Annotated in this window: 19 protein-coding genes; 8 read left to right on the top strand and 11 right to left on the bottom strand. The window is 68.9% G+C overall.

Annotated elements, in window-relative coordinates; genetic code table 11:
• Positions 1-152 precede the first annotated feature (152 nt).
• The 5 genes from fdhF to D3869_RS16475 form a co-directional block, all read right to left on the bottom strand.
• Positions 153-2,969 (bottom strand): formate dehydrogenase subunit alpha, encoded by a 2,817-nt coding sequence (fdhF, locus tag D3869_RS16495; RefSeq protein ID WP_137141054.1) that lies wholly within the window; start codon positions 2,967-2,969, stop codon positions 153-155.
• Positions 2,970-2,988: 19 nt separating this feature from the next.
• A complete protein-coding gene (locus D3869_RS16490; RefSeq protein ID WP_137141053.1) occupies positions 2,989-4,554 on the bottom strand; it encodes a formate dehydrogenase beta subunit in 1,566 nt (521 codons plus the stop codon).
• On the bottom strand, positions 4,551-5,039 hold the full coding sequence (locus tag D3869_RS16485; RefSeq protein ID WP_137141052.1) for a formate dehydrogenase subunit gamma: 489 nt from the start codon (positions 5,037-5,039) through the stop codon (positions 4,551-4,553). The genes D3869_RS16490 and D3869_RS16485 overlap by 4 nt, the downstream gene beginning before the upstream one ends.
• A gap of 156 nt (positions 5,040-5,195) precedes the next feature.
• Entirely contained in the window at positions 5,196-6,140 is a 945-nt protein-coding gene (locus D3869_RS16480) for a LysR family transcriptional regulator (RefSeq protein WP_137141051.1), read from the bottom strand.
• A 131-nt stretch (positions 6,141-6,271) separates the two neighbouring features.
• Positions 6,272-7,525: a multidrug effflux MFS transporter gene (locus D3869_RS16475; protein WP_137141050.1), complete on the bottom strand. Its 1,254-nt coding sequence runs from the start codon at positions 7,523-7,525 to the stop codon at positions 6,272-6,274.
• A 285-nt stretch (positions 7,526-7,810) separates the two neighbouring features.
• Here D3869_RS16475 and D3869_RS16470 point away from each other — a divergent pair, with 285 nt between their 5' ends.
• Positions 7,811-11,386: a hybrid sensor histidine kinase/response regulator gene (locus D3869_RS16470; protein WP_137141049.1), complete on the top strand. Its 3,576-nt coding sequence runs from the start codon at positions 7,811-7,813 to the stop codon at positions 11,384-11,386.
• Positions 11,387-11,420: 34 nt separating this feature from the next.
• Here the strand turns inward: D3869_RS16470 and D3869_RS16465 are convergent, their stop codons facing one another.
• From D3869_RS16465 to D3869_RS16455, 3 genes are all read right to left on the bottom strand, one after another.
• Positions 11,421-12,383, bottom strand: a complete 963-nt coding sequence (locus D3869_RS16465; RefSeq protein ID WP_137141048.1) for a DMT family transporter — start codon at positions 12,381-12,383, stop codon at positions 11,421-11,423.
• A gap of 116 nt (positions 12,384-12,499) precedes the next feature.
• Positions 12,500-13,042 (bottom strand): DUF2934 domain-containing protein, encoded by a 543-nt coding sequence (locus D3869_RS16460; RefSeq protein WP_137141047.1) that lies wholly within the window; start codon positions 13,040-13,042, stop codon positions 12,500-12,502.
• 163 nt (positions 13,043-13,205) lie between these two features.
• Positions 13,206-13,742: an acyloxyacyl hydrolase gene (locus D3869_RS16455; RefSeq protein ID WP_247895889.1), complete on the bottom strand. Its 537-nt coding sequence runs from the start codon at positions 13,740-13,742 to the stop codon at positions 13,206-13,208.
• Between the two features lie 284 nt (positions 13,743-14,026).
• On the opposite strand from D3869_RS16455, the gene D3869_RS16450 reads away from it, so the two are divergent.
• The 4 genes from D3869_RS16450 to D3869_RS16435 all read left to right on the top strand — a co-directional run bounded on the left by D3869_RS16450 (position 14,027) and on the right by D3869_RS16435 (position 17,597).
• Positions 14,027-15,586: an AAA family ATPase gene (locus tag D3869_RS16450; RefSeq protein WP_175426509.1), complete on the top strand. Its 1,560-nt coding sequence runs from the start codon at positions 14,027-14,029 to the stop codon at positions 15,584-15,586.
• 138 nt (positions 15,587-15,724) lie between these two features.
• Positions 15,725-16,591 carry a universal stress protein gene (locus D3869_RS16445; protein ID WP_114858264.1) on the top strand — a complete coding sequence of 289 codons (867 nt, stop codon included), beginning with the start codon at positions 15,725-15,727 and terminating at the stop codon, positions 16,589-16,591.
• Between the two features lie 151 nt (positions 16,592-16,742).
• Positions 16,743-17,003 carry a hypothetical protein gene (locus tag D3869_RS16440; protein ID WP_137141045.1) on the top strand — a complete coding sequence of 87 codons (261 nt, stop codon included), beginning with the start codon at positions 16,743-16,745 and terminating at the stop codon, positions 17,001-17,003.
• 234 nt (positions 17,004-17,237) lie between these two features.
• Positions 17,238-17,597 carry a hypothetical protein gene (locus tag D3869_RS16435; protein ID WP_137141044.1) on the top strand — a complete coding sequence of 120 codons (360 nt, stop codon included), beginning with the start codon at positions 17,238-17,240 and terminating at the stop codon, positions 17,595-17,597.
• Positions 17,598-17,656: 59 nt separating this feature from the next.
• On the opposite strand, the gene D3869_RS33105 is transcribed toward D3869_RS16435, so the two are convergent.
• The 3 genes from D3869_RS33105 to folK all read right to left on the bottom strand — a co-directional run bounded on the left by D3869_RS33105 (position 17,657) and on the right by folK (position 19,047).
• Positions 17,657-17,815 carry a hypothetical protein gene (locus D3869_RS33105; RefSeq protein ID WP_174440004.1) on the bottom strand — a complete coding sequence of 53 codons (159 nt, stop codon included), beginning with the start codon at positions 17,813-17,815 and terminating at the stop codon, positions 17,657-17,659.
• Between the two features lie 207 nt (positions 17,816-18,022).
• A complete protein-coding gene (locus tag D3869_RS16430) occupies positions 18,023-18,430 on the bottom strand; it encodes a dihydroneopterin aldolase (RefSeq protein ID WP_247895888.1) in 408 nt (135 codons plus the stop codon).
• A 110-nt stretch (positions 18,431-18,540) separates the two neighbouring features.
• Complete coding sequence (gene folK / locus D3869_RS16425) at positions 18,541-19,047, bottom strand: 2-amino-4-hydroxy-6-hydroxymethyldihydropteridine diphosphokinase (protein WP_137141042.1); 507 nt, start codon at positions 19,045-19,047, stop codon at positions 18,541-18,543.
• A 239-nt stretch (positions 19,048-19,286) separates the two neighbouring features.
• Between folK and D3869_RS16420 the strand changes: the two genes are divergently transcribed.
• From D3869_RS16420 to D3869_RS16410, 3 genes are all read left to right on the top strand, one after another.
• The gene (locus D3869_RS16420) at positions 19,287-19,748 is read left to right on the top strand and encodes a hypothetical protein (RefSeq protein ID WP_137141041.1); all 462 of its coding nucleotides are present in this window, start codon (positions 19,287-19,289) and stop codon (positions 19,746-19,748) included.
• A gap of 103 nt (positions 19,749-19,851) precedes the next feature.
• Positions 19,852-20,538 (top strand): SRPBCC family protein, encoded by a 687-nt coding sequence (locus D3869_RS16415; protein WP_137141040.1) that lies wholly within the window; start codon positions 19,852-19,854, stop codon positions 20,536-20,538.
• Positions 20,539-20,667: 129 nt separating this feature from the next.
• Positions 20,668-21,048 (top strand): c-type cytochrome, encoded by a 381-nt coding sequence (locus tag D3869_RS16410; protein ID WP_035676169.1) that lies wholly within the window; start codon positions 20,668-20,670, stop codon positions 21,046-21,048.
• Positions 21,049-21,099: the final 51 nt, after the last annotated feature.

Here is a 21,099-nt window from a genome sequence, read left to right as displayed (position 1 = left end):
TGTTTTCCCTCTCCCGCCCCGGGAGAGGGAAGGGGCCTGCGCGCAGCGCGGGAAGGGTGAGGGTGCTGACAAGTGTCATCCACTGATCTTTGGACGACCCTCACCCGGCCGCTTCGCGTCCACCCTCTCCCGGGACGGGAGAGGGGTTCGGATTACTCCGCCGCCACTTCCACCAGCGCACCGCGGCGGATCTGCCAGTCGGACGGGTGGTTGCTCAGCGTCACCTGCACCGCGGTCACCTTGTATTCGGGGCAGTTGGTGGCCCAATCCGAATTCTCGGTGGTGACCACGTTGGCGCCCGTCACCGGGTGGTGGAAGGTGGTGTAGACCACCCCCTGCGGCATCCGGTCGGAGATGCGCGCCCGCAGCGTGGTGGCGCCGATCCGGCTGGCGATGGAGACCAGATCGCCGTCGCGGATGCCCCGCTCCTCGGCGTCGTGGGCGTGGACCTCCAGGATGTCCTCCGGGTGCCACGCCACGTTCGCGGTGCGGCGGGTCTGGGCGCCGACGTTGTAGTGGCTGAGGATGCGCCCCGTCGTCAGGATCAGCGGGTAGAAGCGGGAGGCGCGCTCCTCCGTCGGCACATACTCGGTGATCATGAAGCGGCCCTGGCCGCGGACGAAGCCGTCGGCGTGCATGATCGGCGTGCCGACCGAGTCCTCGTCGGTGCAGGGCCATTGCACGCTGCCCACCCGGTCCAGCTTCGCGAAGCTGACGCCGGAGAAGGTCGGGGTCAGGCGGGCGATCTCGTCCATGATCTGCGCGCCACTGCGGTAGAACATGGGATAGCCCATGGCGGTGGCCAGATCGCAGACGACCTCCCATTCCTGCTTGCCGGTCTTGGACGGCATCACCGGGCGGACGCGGTTGATGCGGCGCTCGGCGTTCGTGAAGGTGCCGTCCTTCTCCAGGAAGGAGGTGCCGGGCAGGAAGACATGGGCGAAGGCCGCGGTCTCGTTCAGGAACAGGTCCTGCACCACGACGATCTCCATGGCCCGCAGGGCGGCGAACACATGCTGGGTGTTCGGGTCGGACTGGGCGATGTCCTCGCCCTGCACGAAGATGCCCTTGAAGGTGCCGTCCACCGCGGAGTCGAACATGTTGGGGATGCGCAGGCCGGGCTCGGGGTCGAGCGCGGCGTTCCACACCTCCTCGAACTGCTGGCGGACCACGTCGTCGGAGACGTGGCGGTAGCCGGTCAGCTCGTGCGGGAAGGAGCCCATGTCGCAGGAGCCCTGGACGTTGTTCTGGCCGCGCAGCGGGTTCACGCCGACGCCGTCACGCCCGATGTTGCCGGTCGCCATGGCGAGGTTCGCCATGCCCATCACGGCGGTCGAGCCCTGGCTGTGCTCGGTCACGCCCAGGCCGTAATAGATCGCCGCGTTGCCGCCGGTGGCGTAGAGCCGGGCCGCCGCGCGCATCTCCGCCGCCGGGATGCCGGTGTACTGCTCGGTGTTCTCCGGGGAGTGGCGCGGATCGCGGACGAAGGCCTCCCAACGGGCGAACTCCATCGGGTCGCACCGGTCGGCCACGAAATCGCGGTCGACCAGCTCCTCGGTCACGATCACATGGGCCAGCGCGTTCATGGCGGCGACGTTGGTGCCGGGACGGAGCTGGAGGTGGTGCGTCGCCGAGACGTGCGGGCTGCGCACGAGGTCGATGCGGCGCGGGTCGATGACGATCAGCTTGGCGCCCTGGCGCAGCCGCTTCTTCATGCGCGAGCCGAAGACCGGGTGGCCGTCCGTCGGGTTGGCACCGATGACCAGGATCACGTCCGACTTGTCGACGCTTCGGAAGTCCTGCGTGCCGGCGGAGGTGCCGAAGGTCTGCTTCAGGCCGTAGCCGGTCGGGGAATGGCAGACGCGGGCGCAGGTGTCGACGTTGTTGTTGCCGAAGGCGGCGCGGATCATCTTCTGGACGACATACACCTCCTCGTTCGTGCAACGGGACGAGGTGATGCCGCCGATGGAGCCGCGGCCGTATTTCTGCTGGACCGCGCGCAGGCGGGTGGCGGCGTAGGTGATCGCCTCCTCCCAGGACACGACGCGCCACGGGTCGTCGATGCTCTCGCGGATCATCGGCTGCGTCTGGCGGTCGGCGTGGGTGGCGTAGCCCCAGGCGAAGCGGCCCTTGACGCAGGAATGGCCCTCGTTGGCGCCGCCGTCCTTGTGGGGGACCATGCGGACCACGGTGGTGCCCTTCATCTCCGCCTTGAAGGAGCACCCCACCCCGCAATAGGCGCAGGTGGTGATGACGCTGTGCTCCGGCTGGCCCAGCTCGATCAGCGACTTCTCGGTCAGGGTCGCGGTCGGGCAGGCCTGGACGCAGGCGCCGCAGGACACGCACTCGCTGTCCATGAATTGTTCGAGGGCGCCGGGCGACACCTTGCTGTCGAAGCCGCGCCCGTCGATGGTCAGGGCGAAGGTGCCCTGGACCTCGCCGCAGGCCCGCACGCAGCGCGAGCAGACGATGCATTTCGACGGGTCGAAGGTGAAGTAGGGGTTGCTCTCGTCCTTCACGGCGGCGCGGTGGTTCTCACCCTCGTAGCCGTAGCGGACGTTGCGCAGGCCGACCGCGCCGGCCATGTCCTGAAGCTCGCAATTGCCGTTGGTCGGGCAGGTCAGGCAGTCCAGCGGGTGGTCGGAGATGTACAACTCCATCACGCCGCGGCGCAGCCGGCCCAGACGCTCGTTCTGGGTGTGCACCTTCATGCCCGGGGCGACCGGCGTGGTGCAGGAGGCCGGCGTGCCGCGCCGCCCCTCGATCTCCACCATGCACAGGCGGCAGGAGCCATAGGCGTCCAGCATGTCGGTGGCGCACAGCTTCGGCACGGTGATGCCGGCTTCCATCGCCGCGCGCATCACCGAGGTGCCTTCCGGCACGGTCACCGTGCGGCCGTCGATGTCCAGCGTCACCATCGTGGCGGACTGGCGGGCCGGGGTGCCGTAATCAATGTCTTGGATGGACATGGGGTCTGGTCCTTTCCGCTCACTCGGCCGCGACAGCCGCGGGGCTGCGGGTGAAATCCTCGGGGAAGTGCTTCAGGGCGCTGCGCACCGGGATCGGCGTCATGCCGCCCATGGCGCAGAGCGAACCGTCGGTCATGACCTCGCACAGGTCGTTGAGCAGCGTGATGTTCGCCGCCACCCTCTCGCCGGCGATGATGCGGTCCATCACCTCGACGCCGCGCACCGCACCGATGCGGCAGGGGGTACACTTGCCGCAGGATTCGGCGGCGCAGAACTCCATGGCGAAGCGGGCCTGCCTGGCCATGTCCACGCTGTCGTCGAAGACGACGATGCCGCCGTGGCCGACCATCGCCTCCACCGCCGCGAAGGCCTCGTAATCCTTCGGCAGGTCGAACAGCGAGGGTGGCAGATAGGCGCCGAGCGGGCCGCCGGCCTGCACCGCGCGGATCGGCCGGCCGGTGATGGTGCCGCCGCCGAATTCGTAGAGCAACTCGTGGAGGGTGACGCCGAAGGCCTTTTCGACGATGCCGCCGTGCCTGATGTTGCCGGCGAGCTGGAAGGCCAGCGTGCCGCGCGACCGGCCGACCCCGAAGTCGCGGTAATAGTCGGCGCCCTTGTCCAGGATGATCGGGACGGAGGTCAGCGACAGCACGTTGTTGACGACGGTCGGCTTGCCGAACAGACCCTCCAGCGCCGGCAGCGGCGGCTTGGCCCGGACCGTGCCGCGCTTGCCCTCCAGGCTTTCCAGCATGGAGGTCTCCTCGCCGCAGATGTAGGCGCCGGCGCCGACGCGGACGTCGAGGTGGAAGCGGTGGCCGGTGCCGTGGATCTCGTCGCCCAGCCACTTCTCGTCATAGGCCAGCCGGATCGCCTCGCGCATCGTCGCGACGGCGTGCGGGTACTCGGAGCGGATGTAGATGTAGCCCTCGGTGGCGCCCACCGCGATGGCGGCGATGGTCATGCCCTCGATCAGGCAGAAGGGGTCGCCCTCCATGATCATGCGGTCGGCGAAGGTGCCGCTGTCGCCCTCGTCGGCGTTGCAGCAGATGTACTTCTGGTCCGCCTTGGCGTTCAGCACCGTGTTCCACTTGATGCCGGTCGGGAAGCCGGCGCCGCCGCGGCCGCGCAGGCCGGAGTCGGTGACCTCGGTCACGATCTCCGCCGGGGTCATGGCGAGCGCCCGCTCCAGCCCGCGGAAGCCGCCGTGCAGCCGGTAATCCTCGACCGACAGCGGGTCGATGATGCCGCAGCGGGCGAAGGTCAGCCGCTCCTGCTTGGCGAAGTAGGGAATCTTCTCGGTCAGGCCGTGGGCCAGCGCGTGGTCGGCGCCCTCGAGGAAGCCGGCGTCGAACAGCCCGGCCACGTCCTCGGCCATCACCGGGCCGTAGGCGACGCGGCCCTCGGGCGTTTCCACCTCGACCAGAGTTTCCAGCCAGAGCATGCCGCGGGAGCCGTTGCGGACGATGCGCAGCGGAATGCCGCGCTTCGTTGCTTCGGCGCGGATGGCGGCGGCGGTCTCGTCGGCGCCCACCGACAGGGCGGCGGCGTCGCGCGGCACGTAAACCGTGTGCAGGGGCTCGCTCATCGCGCGGCCTCCGTGGCCAGGGTGGAGGCGGCGATGGCGTCGAAGCGGGCCGGGCTGACCCGGCCATGCAGCGTCTCGTCCACCATCACGGCGGGGGCCAGGGCGCAGTTACCCAGGCAGAAGACCGGCTCCAGCGAGAAGGCGTCGTCGGCGGTGGTCTCGTGGAAGTCCACCTTCAGGCGCCGGCGGATGTGGTCGATCAGCCCGTCGGCGTTCATCGATTGGCAGGCCTCGGCCCGGCAGACCTTGATCGTGTGGCGGCCCGGGCGGCTGCGGCGGAATTCGTGGTAGAAGGACACCACCCCGTGCACGTCGGCGCGCGACAGGTTCAGCTCACGCGCCAGCAGCGGGATGGCTTCCTCGTCGATGCAGCCGAACTCCTCCTGGAGAGCGTGCAGCATCGGCAGCAGGGCGCCGCGCAGGTGACGGTTGGCGGCGATCACCGCCGTGGCGCGTTCCGCGCTCCATGGAGATCGGGCGTTCATGGTCTCCTCCCCCGCGCCCGCCTGGATCGGCGGCGCTTCGTTGGTGTCTCGTCCGTCAGCGTTACGGACATTGGGGGAGGCGGGCAAATTTGATTTTCTGATGCGATGATAGGGTTTCGCTATCACCACACGGACTTCACGGTTATGCCCTTGAGATCATAGCCCTTTTGACGAACCCCAGGGGGCCAGGGCCTCATCGGTCAAGGCGCGCACGCGCTCGGCGAGGCCCGGTTCCGCGGCCACGGCGGCCAGCGCCTTGGCGAGCGGGGCCGGCGGTTCGCGGTCGGCGTAGACGAGTCCGACGGCGTAGGTGAGGTCCGGCTCGGTCAGCGGCAGGGCCACCAGATCGGGGTGGAGCGCGACCAGGGTGAGGAGCTGGCTGGGCACCACGCTGGCCGCCAGACCGCTGCGCACGATGGTGTAGATCGTGACGATGGAGTTCGTCTCCATCAGCGGAACCACCGTCCGGTCGGCCATGCGGAAGGCGGTGTCGGCGATGCGCCGGTTCTGCATGTCGGGGGTGAGCAGGCACAGCGGCAGCTTCGCCGCGTCCGCCCAGCGGATGCTGGTGGCGCCCTCGCGGACCTGGCGGCGCTGAGCCAGCAGGAAGTACCGCTCCGAGAACAGCGGAACGGTGCGGACGTTGCTCAGCGGCTCGTTGTCGAGGTAGGTGACGGCGGCGTCCAGCTCGAACCCGTCGAGGTCGCGCTGGATGTCCCGCGAACTGAGTGAGCGCACGCTGGAGCGGATCTGCGGGTAGCGTTCGGCGAAGCGGGCCAGCACATGGGGGACGGCGGGCAGGGCGGTCGGGATGGCGCCGATCCGCAGATGGCCGGACAGGCCCTGGCCCAGCGCCGTCAGCTCCTGGTACAGCCCGTCCCGCTCCGCGACGATGCGGCGGGCGTATTCGAGCACCTTCAGCCCTTCCGGCGTGAAGCCGGAGAATTTCTGCCCACGTTCGACGATGGGCACGCGCAACTCGTCCTCGAGCTGGCGGATGGCGTTGGACAGCGTCGGCTGGGAGACGTGGCAGGCTTCCGCCGCCCGGCCGAAATGCTGCTCGCGCGCCAGGGCCAGCAGATAGACGAATTTGCGGAACACCGTCCCCTCCCGCGCGTGATGGGCCCGTGCCCGCCAGGGCGCCCTCCAGGGCGCGTCGCGCACGTTATGCCCAATCGGGCACACCGGCGGCAAGGACGGAGACGCCCTGCCGCCCGATGCCTCCGCGGGTGTCAGTCCCCCGGTTGCGGCGCGGCGGCCGCGTGGGTGGAGCGCATCAGCGTTCCGCGTTCGGTCAGCAGCACCGTCAGCAGCGCCAGCCCGCCCAGCACGGTGAAGCCGATGGTCAGCGGGCGCACGGTGCCGTCGAAGGACTGGCCGACGATCCAGCCGACCACCGCCGCCATACCGGTGCTGAAGAAGCCGACGAAGGACGATCCCATGCCCGCCACATGGCCCAGCGGCTCCATCGCCATGGCGTTGAAATTGGGCGCGATCAGGCCGAAGCAGAAGAAGATCGCCGCCATGAACAGGCCGAGGCCGAGCAGCGGCGGATGCTCCGGAAAGCCGAGCAGCGCCATGGCGACACCGGTCAGCGTGTAGCCGATCAGGGCGACGTGCGACACCCGGTGCATGCCGACCCGCCCGACCAGCCGCGCGTTGACCAGGGAAGCGAGCGCCATCACGCCGGCGATGGCGCCGAAGGCCACCGGGAACATCGCCCCCAGCCCATAGACGTCCACGAAAATCTGCTGGGCGCTGCCGACGTAGCTCAGCAGCCCGCCGAACAGCAGCCCCATCGCCGCGGTGTAGCCAACCGTCGCGCGGGTCGTCATCACCTTGTGGAAGGCGTGGCCGAGCGCCGCGGGGGACAGCGGCATCCGGTCTTCCGGCGCGCGGGTTTCCGTCAGCCGCAGCATCGACCAGGCGAAAGCGGCAACGCCCGCCAGGAACAGAGCGCCGAACACCCACGGCCAAGTGCCGAGATGCAGGATTCCCTCGCCCAGCGCCGGGGCGATGATCGGCACGATGATGAAGATCATCATCACGAAGGACATCACCCGCGCCATGTCGCGCCCGACGAAGCGGTCGCGCACGATGGCGATGGCGACGACGCGCGGGGCGGCGGCGCCGAAGCCCTGAAGCGCGCGGGCGGCCAGCAGCGCGGTGAAGCTGGGGGCGAAGACCGCGCCCAGCGACCCGATGGCGAAGATCACCAGACCGGCGGCCAGCACCGGCTTGCGTCCGAACCGGTCCGACAACGGTCCGTGGAAGGGCTGCCCGACCGCGAAGCCCAGCATGTAGGCGGTGATGACGAGCTGCCGATCGTTTTCCCGCACCACCCCGAACGAGGTGGCGATGTCCGGCAAGGCGACGAGCATGATGTCGATGGACAGCGCCGTCAGCGCCATCAAAAGGGCCATGAGCGCGACAAACTCGCCGAAGCGGATGTCGCCGCTTCGACCGGCGGAGGTGGAACGGGGCATGGAATCAGGCATCGGACCAATGTGCCGCCCGCCTGTCTCCGCGGCAAATCGAATTCCCGCAGGCCCGCCATCGATATTTGGACATCGACACCTCAACGCCCTGTCGCCTTGCGCACCCCGTGCGCCGCGCACTACCACTTTTTGTGGCGCCTCCAACTTTCATTTGAAAATGCCAAGAACTCCACGCGGTCGCTCCTGAAAATAGTGATAGATGGGCGGATTCTGTGGGAGTCGCTTGGGTGCCTCTCTATAGTGGGCGACGTCAACAGTCTGTGAAAATCGGGTATGCGCCTTCGTCTCCCCTTTGTGGCCCTGCTGGCGCTTCTTCCGCTTGTCGCCTTTGCGGTGGCCGCGATCATGCTGGTTGACCGGCAACAGGAGCGGTCGGTGGAGGAGCTGGTCCGCCACGCCACCGACGCGGCGGTGCGGACGGTGGACGGGCGCATCCTTATGACGCGCAGCGCGCTCGAGATCATGTCCTCGGCCCGTTCGCTGGACATCGGCGACCGCGCCGTCTGGAAGGAGCGGTCGGAGCGTGCGCTGCGGCAGCGTTCGGATTGGGTCGCCCTGGAGGTGCGCGACCGCCAGGGCCTGGTCACCCTGCTCCAACGGCCGCAGGAGCCGGACGCCGGCGCGATCGATCCCGCCGCCCGGGCTGCCCAGGTCGAGCGGGTGTTCCAGTCGGGGGAGGCTTGGGTCAGCGGCGTCATCCTGGACCCGGCCGGCAAGGTGGAACCGGTCTTCGCGGTCAGCGTGCCGGTGTGGGGCGTGGGCGAGGTGCGGCTGGTGCTGACCGCCTATGTGCGGGCCTGGTCCCTGCGTCAGGTCCTGATCGATCAGGTGGTGACGCCGAGCTGGGTCGGCGCTCTGCTCGACCGCGACGGTCGGATCGTCGCCCGCACGAGGTCTGAAACGGCCTTTGATCCGGCGATCGGGCAGCCGGCGCCCGAGGCCCTCATCCAGGCGCTGAGGACCGGCGAGGAATTCTTCCTGTCCCACACCCGTCAGGGGGAGGACGTGCTGTCGGCGAAGGCCGGCTCAATCGCCGCGTCCGGTTGGCTCCTGGCTCTCGGCACCCCGGCCGAACCGATCCAGGCGGCGGCGCGTCGCACGGTCTATACGGTCGCCGGCGGCGGGGTGGGCGCGCTGGCGGTGGCGGCGCTGGTCGCCTGGGCCCTGGTGCGCTCCCACAATCGGCGGGAGGAGGCGGAGCGCCGCGCGAAGGTGGCGGAGGCCGCGGCGGAAGCCGACCGGCGGTCCCACGCCATTCTGGAAAGCACGACGGACGGCGTCTACGAGGTCGACCGGTCCTGGCGCATCGTCTACATGAACGGACGCGCGCGCGGCCTGATGGGCGGCAGCAGCGACCTGACCGGGCAGCGGCTGTGGGAGGCCTTTCCCGACGCCATGGGAACCGTGCTCTGGGACCGCCTGCACGTCGCCATGAGGGATCGCCATCCCGACGAGTTCGAGGCTTACTTCGCGCCGCTCGGCGTCTGGCTCTTCCTGAGGGTCTTCCCGTCCTCCGCCGGTCTGGCGATCTATTTCCAGGACATCAGCAAGCGTCTTCTCGCCGAGCGGGCGCTGGAGCGCGCGGTCGAGCAGGCGAACCAGATCCTGGAAAGCATCGGCGACGCCTTCTACGCCATCGACCGCGACTGGCGGATCACCTACGTGAACAAGCGCGCCCAGGAGATGTTCGAGCGCCCGCGCGAAGACATGGTCGGGCGTTGTCTGCTGGACCTGTTTCCGGATGTGGCCGGCAACACGGTCATCCGCACCTTCGAGGCCGCCATGGCCGATCAGCAGCCGCGGGAGTTCGAGGCGCTGTCCGGCATCTTTCGGCGCTGGACCATGTTCAACGTCTATCCGCAGGCGGGCGGCGGCCTGTCCATCTACTTCCGCGACGTGTCCGCCCACCGCGCGGCGGAAGCCGCCCTGCGGGCCAGCGAACAGCGCTACCGCACCCTTCTGGAAGCGCTTCCGCAGATGGTCTGGACCTGCCGGGCGGACGGCGGTTGCGATTTCCTCAGCCAGCAATGGCTGTCCTACACCGGCCAGCGGGCGGACGAGGCACGGGATTTCGGCTGGTCCGAGTCCATTCATCCCGACGATCGAAAGCGCCTTCTCACGGTTTGGATGCAGTCGGTCGAAGCGCGGACGATCTTCGACACCGAGGCGCGCATCCGCAGCGCCGCCGGCACCTACCGCTGGTTCAAGCAGCGTGCCCTGCCGATCACCGACCCGGAGACCGGAGAGGAGCGCTGGTTCGGCACCTCCACCGACATCACCGACATCTTCGAGGCGCGCAACGCCATGCAGGCCGCCAAGGAGGAGGCGGAGGAGGTCGGGTTGCGCTTCCGCACGCTGGCGGACTCCATCCCGCAGCTCGCCTGGATGGCCCACCCGGACGGGCGGATCTTTTGGTACAATCAAAGATGGTATGACTACACGGGCGTCGTCGAGGGCGCGGACGCCGCTTCCGGTCCTCTGTGGGACGGGATCCTTCCCGCCGACCACGCGGAGCGCGTCACGGCCAGCCTTCGGCGCTCCTTCCAGACCGGGGAACCGTGGGAGGACACCTTTCCCATGGCCGGACGGGACGGAGCCTTCCGCTGGTTCCTGTCGCGGGCGCTGCCGGTGCGCGACGCCGATGGCGCCGTCGTGCTGTGGTTCGGCACCAACACCGACGTGACCGACCGCCTGGAGGCCGAGGACGCCCTGCGGCGCGCCAAGGAGGAGGCGGAGCGGGCGGCCCTGTCGAAATCGAAATTCCTCGCCTCGGCCAGCCACGACCTGCGCCAGCCGATGCAATCGCTGTTCCTGTTCTCCGGGGCGCTGCATAGCCATGTCCAGGGGGAGAAGGGGAGGAAGGCGCTGCGCCTGCTGGAAAGCGGGCTGGATGCGCTGAAAGGGTTGCTGGACAGCCTGCTCGACGTGTCGCGTCTGGACGCCGGGGTGGTCAAGCCGACGCTGGAGGACTTCCCGGTGGCGCTTCTCCTCGACCACATCGCGGCGGGCTACGCCCCGGTGGCCCGTGGCAAGGGGCTCGACTGGACGATGGAGGGATGCCCGCTGAACATCCGTTCCGACCGCGTGCTGCTGGGCCGGATGATCCGCAACCTCGTGGAGAACGCCATCCGCTACACGGAACGGGGCAAGATCGTCATCACCTGCACGGTCGTGGACGGATGGATGCGGATCACCGTGGCCGACACCGGCATCGGCATCTCGGACGAGCATCTGCCCCGCATCTTCGAGGAGTTCCATCAGGTCGGCAACCCGGAGCGCGACCGCAGCCAGGGGCTCGGGCTGGGCCTCGCCATCGTGCAGCGCATCGGCCAGCTTCTCGGGCATCCGGTGACCGTCCGCTCCACGCCCGGCGTCGGCTCCGTCTTCACCATCGAGGTGCCGTTGGGCGAAACGCCGAAGCCCGTGGAAGCCGTGTCCCCGGCCTCCGCGCCGGTGGTGGCCGGCGCGGGGGCGGAACGGCTGGCGGTGGTCATCGACGACGACGCCATCGTTCTGCTGGGTCTTCAGGCGATCCTGCGCGAGTGGGGCTACGAGGTCCTGATCGCCGGCTCGGGGGAGCAGGCGGTGGAGAAGCTGCGGTCGGCCAGCCGCAAGCCCGACATCATCATCGCCGACTACCGGTTGCGCGAGGGCAGGGTCGGCACCGACGCCATCCTCGACATCCGCCGGCTGTTCGACGCCGAGATTCCGGCCATCGTCGTGACCGGGGAAACCGGACCCGAATGCCAGCGCGACGCCGTGCGCCATGGTTTCGGACTGATGCACAAGCCGGTGACGCCGCGCCAGCTCGCCGGGGCCATGGAGCGCTCCCTGCAACCGGCGGAGTGAGGCCGGCCGGATCGGGCCGCCGGATTCGGGGGGATCAGTCGCCGCCGCCGCCCATCGCGGGCGGGCTGGGGGGAAGGCGCCGGCGGGTCTCGCGGTGCAGGATGTAGAGGCCGCTCACCGCCACCACGGCGGCCCCCGACACCATGTGCAGGGTCGGCATCTCGTTCCACAGCAGCCAGCCGAACAGCACGGCCCACAGGAGCGCGGCGTAGTTGAAGGGCGCGACCACCGCCGCCGGGGCCAGCGAATAGGCCCGCGTCAGGAACAGCTGGGCTCCGCCGCCCAGCACGCCGGTCGCCGACAGCAGGGCGAAATCGGTCAGGCTGCGCGGGGTGACCCACACGAAGGGCATCACCAGCGCCAGGATCAGGGTGGTGATCGCCGTGAAGTAGAAGACGATGGTGTTGGCGCGCTCGGTCTTGCTGAGCTGACGGATCGCCACCATCGCGAAGGACTGGCAGAAGGCGGCGCCGAGCGCGACCAGGGCGCCCAGATGCGTCAGCATCTCGCCGGACGGCCGGACCATGATGAGCACGCCGACGAAGCCGACCAGCACCGCGCTCCAGCGGTGGATGCCGACCTTTTCGCCAAGCAGCGGCACCGACAGGGCGGTGAGGAACAGCGGGGCCGAAAAGTTCAGCGCCACCGCGTCGCCCAGCGGCAGCAGGTTGAAGGACCAGAAGGTCAGCGACATGGCGGTCAGCCCGACGACCGAGCGCCAGACATGCCCCATCGGCCGTTCGGTCCGCAGGTTGTTGATCCAGCCACCCTGGAGCGAGATGACCACCGCCACGGGGATCAGCGCCATGGCGTTGCGGAAGAAGGTCACCTCGATGACGGGGTACGTCTCTGAGAGCAGCTTCACCAGCACGTTCATCACGGAGAACAGCAGCACCGATCCCAGCATCATGACGATGCCGAGCGGTACGTTCTCCACGCGGACATGGCGGGGCGTCGCGGGACGGGCGGGGGCGGGGGAGAGGGGAGGCGCAGTCACGCCCGGATGCTATCAAGCGCAACCACCCGCGTCACGTTGCCGCGACACGGGCGGTCATGTCCTGACGGAATGGCCGGATTGCGGCGCCCCGCCGATCCGGCCGCCGTATGGCCCCGTCAGCGGTTGTTGAGCATCTCGGCGATTTCGGCCTCGGCCAGCAGCCAGTGGTCCATCTCGCGCCCGTTCGGGCGGCCCTCGCGCTCCCAGATCTCATAGGCGCGCTCCTGCACCATGCGGGTCTTCTGGCCGTGCAGCAGGCCTTCCGCGATGTGCATGTTGATGCGCGACAGCGAGACCAGCTTGCGCGCCTCGATGGAGCCCTTGGTCGCTTCCATGGTGGTGACGGTGACATACTGCGCGAGGTTGCGCAGATTCGCCTTCACCTCGGAGTCCAGGGTGTTCTCTTCGTTCTGGAGCACCGTCTTGATGGCGACCCAGAGGCGCAGGTTGTGGTCCAGCGCGTGGCTCGCCTTCTCCGGCGTGTCGGCTTCGACCAGCAGGCTGGCGGCGTGCAGCAGGGCGACCGCGTCCTGCTCGATGGCCACGAAGTTGGTGTTCAGGACGATCTCCGCCCCGGTGTCGGTGGCGAGCGCCTCGGCCGCTTCAAGCGACGGAGCGGCTTCGACGGTCTTTGCGGTGGCGGTCTTGCGCTTGGCCATGATCGAATCCCCGGCGTTGGTCCCCAGGGTCAATAGAACCAGCCGTCATTAACAAGTGGTTAAGGCGAGTATTGCCAACCCCTTTGCGCAGCCTCCGCGGCAGAGAACAGGCCAAGTGATTCGCGGATGGTTCATGTTGCGCCGCAAAACAAGCGGCGCCGTCTCAGCGTCCGGTGAACGCTCCGAACGGCATGCGGTAGTAGAATCCGAAGACGTTGTTGGCCGGTGTGGCCGCATCCGCGGTGGGGCCACTGGTGTCGATGCGGCTGTAGCCAAGGCTGAAGCGGGCCTTGTTCTCGAACTGGTAGCCGAGTTCGAGCTGGGAGCGGAACTCGACCACGCTGCCCGCCGCCGCCGGATCGCGGGAGGTGACAGGAAGGGTTCCAGCGCCGAAACTCGGCGTGAAGACAAAGGAGGAGCCGCCCAGCGGAACGTCGATCAGGATGCCGCCCATGCCGTGCAGGCTGCCATCCGGCGCGCTGGGGCCGAGGGACACCCAGGGACGCACCTCCGCGTAGCCGTCGAGCTTGGGCAGGAGGGAGGAGCCGATGCGGATCTTGTTGTGCAGGTCGGACACCTTGGTGTCCGGCGTTTCCCCGATGCTGTAGGCAAGGCCGCCGACCTTCCAGTCGCCGATCCGGTCGTCGGGCATGGACACCGTCTGCGCGCCCGCGGGTCCAGCGAGCGCGAGTCCCGCCATGGCAACCACCAGACAGAGGCACGAGGTCCCATGACGCACGGCGGCCTGCTCCCGATCGATCGTTGACCGTCCTACTCCGGCTGCACCAGCCTACCGCGTCCGATCCCGGTGCGGTTGTGGCATTACGCGTTGCACCGCACCACCGCGCAAGCGCGTAAGGGTGCTACTCCCTGATGTCGTGCGCGCTCCCCTGCGCGTCAATGGTGGGAGTGCTGCCCTGTTTGCGGGGCCTAGGCGCTTGGCGGGGCTCATCGGGGATCGCGGCGGCGTGTTAGACTGCCGTCATGCAGCGCCCCGCTTCCGATCCGGCACAGGACCCGACGCCGATGGTGGCCGCCTTCCTCGCCGATCCGGCGAGCCACGGCGGGGCGGCGGTGGAGCGTGTCGAAACCCACGCCGCCATCGTCTTTTTGGCGGGCGACCGGGCCTACAAGCTGAAGCGCTCGGTCCTCTACCCCTATCTCGACTACTCCACGGCCGAACGCCGCCGCGCGGCCTGCGTGGAGGAGCTGCGCCTGAACCGGCGCACCGCGCCGTCGCTCTATCTCGGCCTGGACTCGGTGGTGCGGCGGCCGGACGGCGCGCTCGCCTTCGGCGGGGAGGACGCGGCGGGTGGAACGGCGCTGGACTGGCTGGTCGTGATGCGCCGCTTTCTGCAGGACGCCCTGCTGGACCGCGTGGCGGAGCGGGGTGGCCTCGACGTCGACCTGATTCGCGACTTGGCCGACGCCGTCACGGCCTTCCACGCGGCCGCGGAGCCACGCCCGGATGGCGGCGGGGCGGCCGCGATGCGGGAGGTGGTGGAGGGCAGCATCGCCGAGCTGCGCGCCGGAGCGTCCCTGTTCGCGGCGGAGCGTGTGGAGCGGCTGGCCGGGCGGTCGGCGGAGGCGTTGGAGCGTCGGGCCACGCTGCTGGAGGACCGGCGGAGCGGCGGCTTCGTCCGGCATTGCCACGGCGACCTGCATCTGCGGAACATCGTGCTTCTTGAGGGAAAGCCGGTCCTGTTCGACGGCATCGAGTTCGACGAGGGGCTGGCGGTCATCGACGTCGCCTACGATCTCGCCTTTCTGCTGATGGATCTGGAGCGCCGGGGGCTGCGACCACAAGCCAACGCCTTCCTGAACCGCAGTCTGGATGCGACGGGGGACTACCGCGCCTTGGCGCTTCTGCCCCTGTTCCTGTCGGCACGGGCGGCCATCCGCGCCAAGATCGCCCTCACCACGGCGGCGCTCCACCCCGGCGCGGATACGGCGCGGAGGTGGGAGCGGGAGGCGGTGGCCTGTCTGAACCAGGCCGTGGCGGCGCTGGAGCCGCCGCCGCCGCGGCTGGTCGCCGTCGGCGGCCTTTCCGGCAGCGGCAAGACCCGGCTGGCCCGTGCCCTCGCGCCGTCGCTGGGGGCGTCGCCGGGTGCCGTCGTCCTGCGCTCCGACGCGCTGCGCAAGGGCCTGTTCGGGGTCGGGGAGACGGAGCGGCTGCCCGCCGAGGCCTACACGCCGGCGGTGACCGAACGCGTCTACGCCGGGCTGCTGGAGCGGGCGCGGACCGTGCTGGCCGCGGGGCACGCCGTGGTGCTGGACGCCGTCCATGCCCGACCGGAGGAGCGGTCCGCCGCGGCCCGTCTTGCGGCGGAAGCCGGCGTGCGATTTGACGGGATCTGGCTCGACGCACCCTTGGACACGCGCGTCGCCCGCATCGCCGCCCGCCGCGGCGACGCCTCCGACGCCACGGCGGAGGTCGCCGAGCGGCAGGCTGTCTATGATCTGGGTCCGCTTGAGTGGCTGCGCACGAATGCTGGCAGGGATGCGGGGGAAACGCTTGCGGCCGTGCTGGAGCGACTGGTGTAATTCCAGGTGGAACGGGCGCCGCCGGCTCCCCATGGTCTAGTATAAGGGCGGCGCGGCGCTGGAAACGGTGCATCCAGCCGCCGTTCCGACAGGCACCGTCCAGAAGATGGGCCGGCGGAAACGGCCCGGGGGGAGATCATGTCACTCAAGACGATCCTTGTGCCGCTGGCCGGACTCGACGGCGACACGGTGGCGCTGAACGCCGCGCTGAAGATCGCGCGCGAATTCGACGCCCATGTCGACGCCCTGTTCGTGTCGCTGGACCCGCGCGACGCCGTGCCCATGCTGGGCGAGGGCATGTCCGGCGCGATGGTCGAGGAGATCATGCGCGCCGCCGAAGGGGAGTCGAAGACCCACCTCCACACCGCCCGCCGCACCTTCGACGATGTGATTCGCGCCGCGGACATCGAATTGCGCGACATGCCCACCGGCGTCGAGGCGCCGACCGCCCAGTGGCGGGAGGAAACCGGCCGCGTCGAGGAGGTGGTGCCGCGCGAGGGGCGGCTGGCCGACCTGCTGGTCTTCGCCCACACCACGCTGGACAGCAACACCCAGGCTTACGCGACGGTGGAAAGCGCCCTGCTGGGGGCGGCCCGCCCGCTGCTTCTGGCACCCGCCACCCTGCCGGACGAGATCGGCCGCACGGTGGCGCTCGCCTGGAACGGCAGCCCCGAATCGGTTCGCGCCCTGGCCGGGGCGATGCCCTTCCTGACCGGTGCCGACACCGTCCATGTGCTGACCGCCGAAACCTCCAACACCCAGGCTGCGGCAGGACGTCGCATTGCCCACTATCTCGCTTGGCACGGCGTTAACGTTCAGGTAACCATATTGAAGCCGGGATCGGAACCCGTTGGCCAAGCCATCGTGAACAAGGCCGCGGAGCTTGGGTCCGACCTCCTCGTGATGGGGGGCTACGGGCACAGCCGGATGCGGGAAATGATCCTTGGCGGCGTGACCCGCTATGTGCTGAATCACGCCGGCCTGCCCGTGCTGATGGCCCACTGACGACGGGGCCGCTCTTTTAAAACGGCCGGGCTTCTCCGATCCGACGCGCGGCGCCGCACCGACGGGCGCCCTCCACGCCGATGGTTTTCAACCACAAGGGCCACCCGGACTCCGGTCCGGGCAAGGCCCGGCAATCGGGAAGGAACGCGCCATGTTGACGATCGACGATTGCATCGCGCTCAGCGATCTGACCGAAGCGGAAATCGACGCCATCGCGGAGCATGAGCATCTGCCGGAAATCCTGGCGGTGGAACTGGGCTGCTGCCTCGCCCACGACGCCGAGGGCATCCGCCGGATCGCCCGCATCATCCGCGAGGACATCGAACGGGCCCGCAGCCACGGGCAGACCGTCCACGCCCGTCAACTGACGGTCGTCCTGGACGGCTTCATGCACGAGCACCCGGCCCTGTAGCCCGCCCTGCGGCACAAGTCCGCGTTGCAGGAGGCTGACGGGAAGGAAACGCCCCATCCGCACCGTGACGGTGCGCCAGGGGAGCGGGGAGGCACGGAACAACCGGCCCCCCTTGCGGTTGGCATTAACGGGTTCGCGTCGGGGGACGGCGGGGAGTGCGCTCGGCGCGCTCCCCCAACCGTCGTGACACCGCGACGCGCTGTCTTGTTCGGCAGCCAGCAAAGGACGACGCCCGTGCCCCTGAAGACCATCCGCCTCGAACTGGCCCGCACCGCCGACCATCCGGAAGGCAGCGCGGAGCATGGTTACGAATTCACCGCTCCGCTGACCGCGGACGGTCACCTCGACCTTGAGGAGTGGCGCAGCCGGAAGTCCGCCTGCACGGTCCGCCGCTTCTGGCGCGGGGAAGACGAGCAGACGGGCCACCTCACCCATCGGGGCAAGGGATGGCTGTTCGATTATGACGCCGACGACAGCGATGACGACGAGCCGATCTTCCGCTTCGACCGCCATACCCTGGTCGAGGGGGAATACATCTCCATCACCGAGCATGACGGAGTGCAGCGCCCCTTCCGCGTCATATCCGTTCGCTGAAGCCGGCCGGCTCCCGCGGCGGTCCGCTCGTTCCGGATCCGCCGCGAACCTTCACCCGGTCAGGCGGCCAGCCGGTCCTCACGGTCGCGCAAATTGCGCCCAACCTGTTCGAGGAGTTGCCGTAGGGTCTCAGCGGTCATGCCGTCCCGATTCATCAGGGCGACGATGATGGGCTCGTCCAGGATTTCCGACAGGGTCGGAGCCGTCAATTGGTCCATGTTACCCTCCCTGTTCATTCCGGCCGGCCTTGAGGCGGCGTCGTTTCCATTGTACGCGAGATACGGTATTTCGCAACAATCATGCGCCGTGAAATAAACTGTCACAGGCGGCGCAAGGGTAGAAAAGCGCTGAGTGTTCTTGCCTGAACAGCGCGACGATGCCTATGCCGGCAATGGAATTACCACGATAGAAGGCGGTGGACGGGCTCAGCCATCCGCGTCGCGGCTCCGCGTGATCGTGACTCCGGAGCCGGCGGTGTCGGGAAGCGGGGACGAAAGCTCCACCTCGACACGCACATGGCGCACCTTCGGATAGGCCAAGCACAGATCGGCGGTGCGGTCGGCCAGATATTCGGGACCGGGCAGCGCTTCCTGCGCGCACAGCCGGCGCAGATCCTCGACGATGTCCTCGTAGGACATGACCGCGGTGATGTCGTCGGGAAAGCTCAGACCGGGGTGGCTGACCTTCAACTCCAGGCTGATGCGGACGGTGGGGCGTCCGGGGCGCCCGGCGACCGACACGGTGGCGGTGAAGTCGCGCAGCAGGATGGTGTAGGTCGCCGCCGCGCCGGACAGATCGGCGCCGAAGGGTCGGGAAACAGGGTCGTTGGCCAAAAAAAGCATCTCCTGGCGGGTGGCGGCCCTGGTCCATGCCCCGCCGGGGGCGGCCGCCTCGTCGCTGCGCCGCGCCCACTATAGCGCAGGCGCCCGCCTGTTCGGCAAGGTCAGACCGCCACCGGAAGTTCCGTGCCGGTGCGGACCACCGTGTCGCGACCCGGCACCGCGGCCAGGAGATCGTCGACGCTGCGCGGAATGGCCGGGTGCTGCAGGCCACCCGCGATGTCGGCGAGCGGGGCCAGGACGAAGGCCCGCTCCGCGATGCGGGGATGGGGAATCTCCAGCTCCGGCGCGTACATCACCAGCTCGCCATAGAACAGGATGTCGATGTCGATGGGGCGCGGTCCGAAGCGAAGGCCGCCCTCCAGGTCGCGGCCCATCTCCGCTTCGACGCTCTTGACGTGGCGCAGCAGTTCCCACGGTCCCAGCGCCGTCTGAGCGCGCAACACCATGTTCAGAAAGGCCGGCTGGTCGGTCACATACATCGGGGCGGTTTCGTAGACAGGCGATGCCAGCGTGATGCGGACCCGCGGAGCGAGCCGTTGCTGCGCCGCCGCCAGATTGGCGGCGCGGTCGCCCAGATTGCTGCCAAGCGCAAGGTAGACCGTGGTCATCGCAGAACCGTCGCTAGTCGAAACCATACCATCGTCAGTCATACCACGATCCTCCGTTCCATCAACCGTCAAAGCGCCGTCACACCCGAAACCGGCCTTCCGTCCCCTAAAGGGGGAACGGCCCCGCCCTGGCTGTGCTGGAAGCACGCTCCGGTTTAGGTAGCCGGCTTTCTCCGGGAACCGCAAGCGGTGGGCGGGGTTGTGCCAGTCGTGCGATGATGCGTGGGAGGGCGAGGGTCATGACGCTTCGGCATGTCGGGACGGCGGCTTTTCTGGGGCTGGCCGGGGCCTTCCTGGCCTCCTGCGCCACAGGGCCGGACCCGCAGATCGCCCGGCGTGCCCAGACCGAACTGGTCGGCATGCCGAAGGAGCGGCTGCTCGCCTGCGCCGGGGTTCCGGCGCGGCAGGCCCAGGCCGGCGGGCGGGAATACTACACCTACGTGTCCGATCCCGGCGTGGCCGTCAGCCCACTGGGCGGCAGCAGCATCGGCGTCGGCGGCTTCGGTGGGGGTGGCTCCAGCGGCGTCGGCGTCGGGCTGGGATTCGGGCTCCCGATCGGCTCCTCCTCCCCCGGCATGTGCGAGGCGACCTTTGTCCTGGGGCCGGGCGGGGCCGTGGAGCAGGTGTCCTATCCGGGCAACGCCTCGCTGTCCGCCTGCACGCCGATCGTCCAGAACTGCGTGCCGCCCGCCCCGCGCTGAACGGTGCCTTCCTGGCTGAAAGGGGGACTGTTGCCGGCCGCGGCCTTGCCGTATCGTCCGGCTATGGCTTGGCTGTGAGAAGAAGTCAGGGGAGGACCACGTCATGGACATGAGCGGCAGCCAGCGCATCACGGCCCCGCGCGACAAGGTCTGGGCGGCGCTGAACGATCCGGACATCCTGCGCCAGTGCATTCCCGGCTGCGAGGAGGTGCTGAAAACCTCCGACACGGAGTTCACCGCCAAGGTGGTGGCCAAGGTGGGACCGGTCAGCGCCAAGTTCTCCGGCAAGGTGACTTTGTCGGATCTCGATCCGCCCAACGGCTACACCATCACCGGCGAAGGCTCCGGCGGGGCCGCCGGCTTCGGCAAGGGAGGCGCCAAGGTCTCGCTGGAACCGGACGGCGAGGCGGCGACGGTCCTGACCTACACCGCCCACGCCACGGTCGGCGGCAAGCTGGCGCAGATCGGGTCGCGTCTGGTGGACGCCACGGCACGCAAGATGGCCGACGATTTCTTCAACCGATTCACGGCGGTGGTCGGTGGGCCGCCTCCCGAACCGGTGGTCGACCCGGTCCCCGAACCGGACTTGGAAGTGGCGCCTGCGGTGGTTGCGCGGCCCGTGGCGCGGAGTGCCGCGGCGCCGCAACCGATCACGCCCGCCGTGGCGGCCCCCGCCCCGGAAATCCCCATTCCGCTTCCCGCCGCCCGGGGTCGGAGCGGCTTTTACGTGCCGTGGGCGGCGCTGGTCGTGGTGGCTGTTCTTGTTCTTCTTCTCGCCTGGATGAAATAACCCGTATTTGGTGTTTGTGCTGTGGGCGCGACACGTTGGGGGGTTGGCCTTAACCACAGAATGTGTATGCTGCGCCCGAACCTGCCGGCATCCGAACGCCGGCCTCATCCGGAAGGGGGAATCTGACCAATGAACAAGCATATCCTGGGCGCCGCCCTGATCGCCGGCATTGCCATGGGCGCGGGCGCCGCGCAGGCCGCTGACGCCGCCGCCGGTAAGGATGTCTTCAAGCAGTGCATGGCCTGCCACACCGCCGAGCAGGGCAAGAACAAGGTCGGCCCGTCGCTGTTCGGCGTCGTCGGCCGCCCGGCCGCCTCGATCGACGGCTTCAAGTATTCCAAGCCGATGCAGGAGAAGGCCGCCGGCGGTCTGGTCTGGACCCCGGACAACCTGAAGGCCTACATCACCGCCCCCAAGGAAGTCGTTCCGGGCGGCACGATGGCCTTCGCGGGCATCAAGGACGCCGGCAAGGTGGACGATCTGATCGCCTTCCTGGGTGAGCAGAAGTAAAGACGCCCGCGTTTCGGCGCGGGGTTAAGGAGACGGGCCGGAGGGGAAACC

The sequence above is a fragment of the Azospirillum brasilense genome (genome assembly GCF_005222205.1).
Taxonomy (GTDB): Bacteria; Pseudomonadota; Alphaproteobacteria; order Azospirillales; family Azospirillaceae; genus Azospirillum; species Azospirillum brasilense_G.
This window is presented reverse-complemented; position numbering and strand designations above follow the sequence as displayed.

Excerpts from the sequence above, each read along its gene's own strand:
- D3869_RS16410 (WP_035676169.1), top strand. The coding sequence starts at position 20,668 with ATGAACAAGCATATCCTGGGCGCCGCCCTGATCGCCGGCATTGCCATG.
- fdhF (WP_137141054.1), bottom strand. The coding sequence starts at position 2,969 with ATGTCCATCCAAGACATTGATTACGGCACCCCGGCCCGCCAGTCCGCC.
- D3869_RS16485 (WP_137141052.1), bottom strand. The coding sequence starts at position 5,039 with ATGAACGCCCGATCTCCATGGAGCGCGGAACGCGCCACGGCGGTGATC.
- D3869_RS16455 (WP_247895889.1), bottom strand. The coding sequence starts at position 13,742 with ATGGCGGGACTCGCGCTCGCTGGACCCGCGGGCGCGCAGACGGTGTCC.
- D3869_RS16420 (WP_137141041.1), top strand. The coding sequence starts at position 19,287 with ATGACGCTTCGGCATGTCGGGACGGCGGCTTTTCTGGGGCTGGCCGGG.
- D3869_RS16440 (WP_137141045.1), top strand. The coding sequence starts at position 16,743 with ATGTTGACGATCGACGATTGCATCGCGCTCAGCGATCTGACCGAAGCG.
- D3869_RS33105 (WP_174440004.1), bottom strand. The coding sequence starts at position 17,815 with ATGGACCAATTGACGGCTCCGACCCTGTCGGAAATCCTGGACGAGCCC.
- D3869_RS16445 (WP_114858264.1), top strand. The coding sequence starts at position 15,725 with ATGTCACTCAAGACGATCCTTGTGCCGCTGGCCGGACTCGACGGCGAC.
- D3869_RS16490 (WP_137141053.1), bottom strand. The coding sequence starts at position 4,554 with ATGAGCGAGCCCCTGCACACGGTTTACGTGCCGCGCGACGCCGCCGCC.
- D3869_RS16415 (WP_137141040.1), top strand. The coding sequence starts at position 19,852 with ATGGACATGAGCGGCAGCCAGCGCATCACGGCCCCGCGCGACAAGGTC.
- D3869_RS16475 (WP_137141050.1), bottom strand. The coding sequence starts at position 7,525 with ATGCCCCGTTCCACCTCCGCCGGTCGAAGCGGCGACATCCGCTTCGGC.
- D3869_RS16470 (WP_137141049.1), top strand. The coding sequence starts at position 7,811 with ATGCGCCTTCGTCTCCCCTTTGTGGCCCTGCTGGCGCTTCTTCCGCTT.
- D3869_RS16450 (WP_175426509.1), top strand. The coding sequence starts at position 14,027 with ATGCAGCGCCCCGCTTCCGATCCGGCACAGGACCCGACGCCGATGGTG.
- D3869_RS16460 (WP_137141047.1), bottom strand. The coding sequence starts at position 13,042 with ATGGCCAAGCGCAAGACCGCCACCGCAAAGACCGTCGAAGCCGCTCCG.
- folK (WP_137141042.1), bottom strand. The coding sequence starts at position 19,047 with ATGACCACGGTCTACCTTGCGCTTGGCAGCAATCTGGGCGACCGCGCC.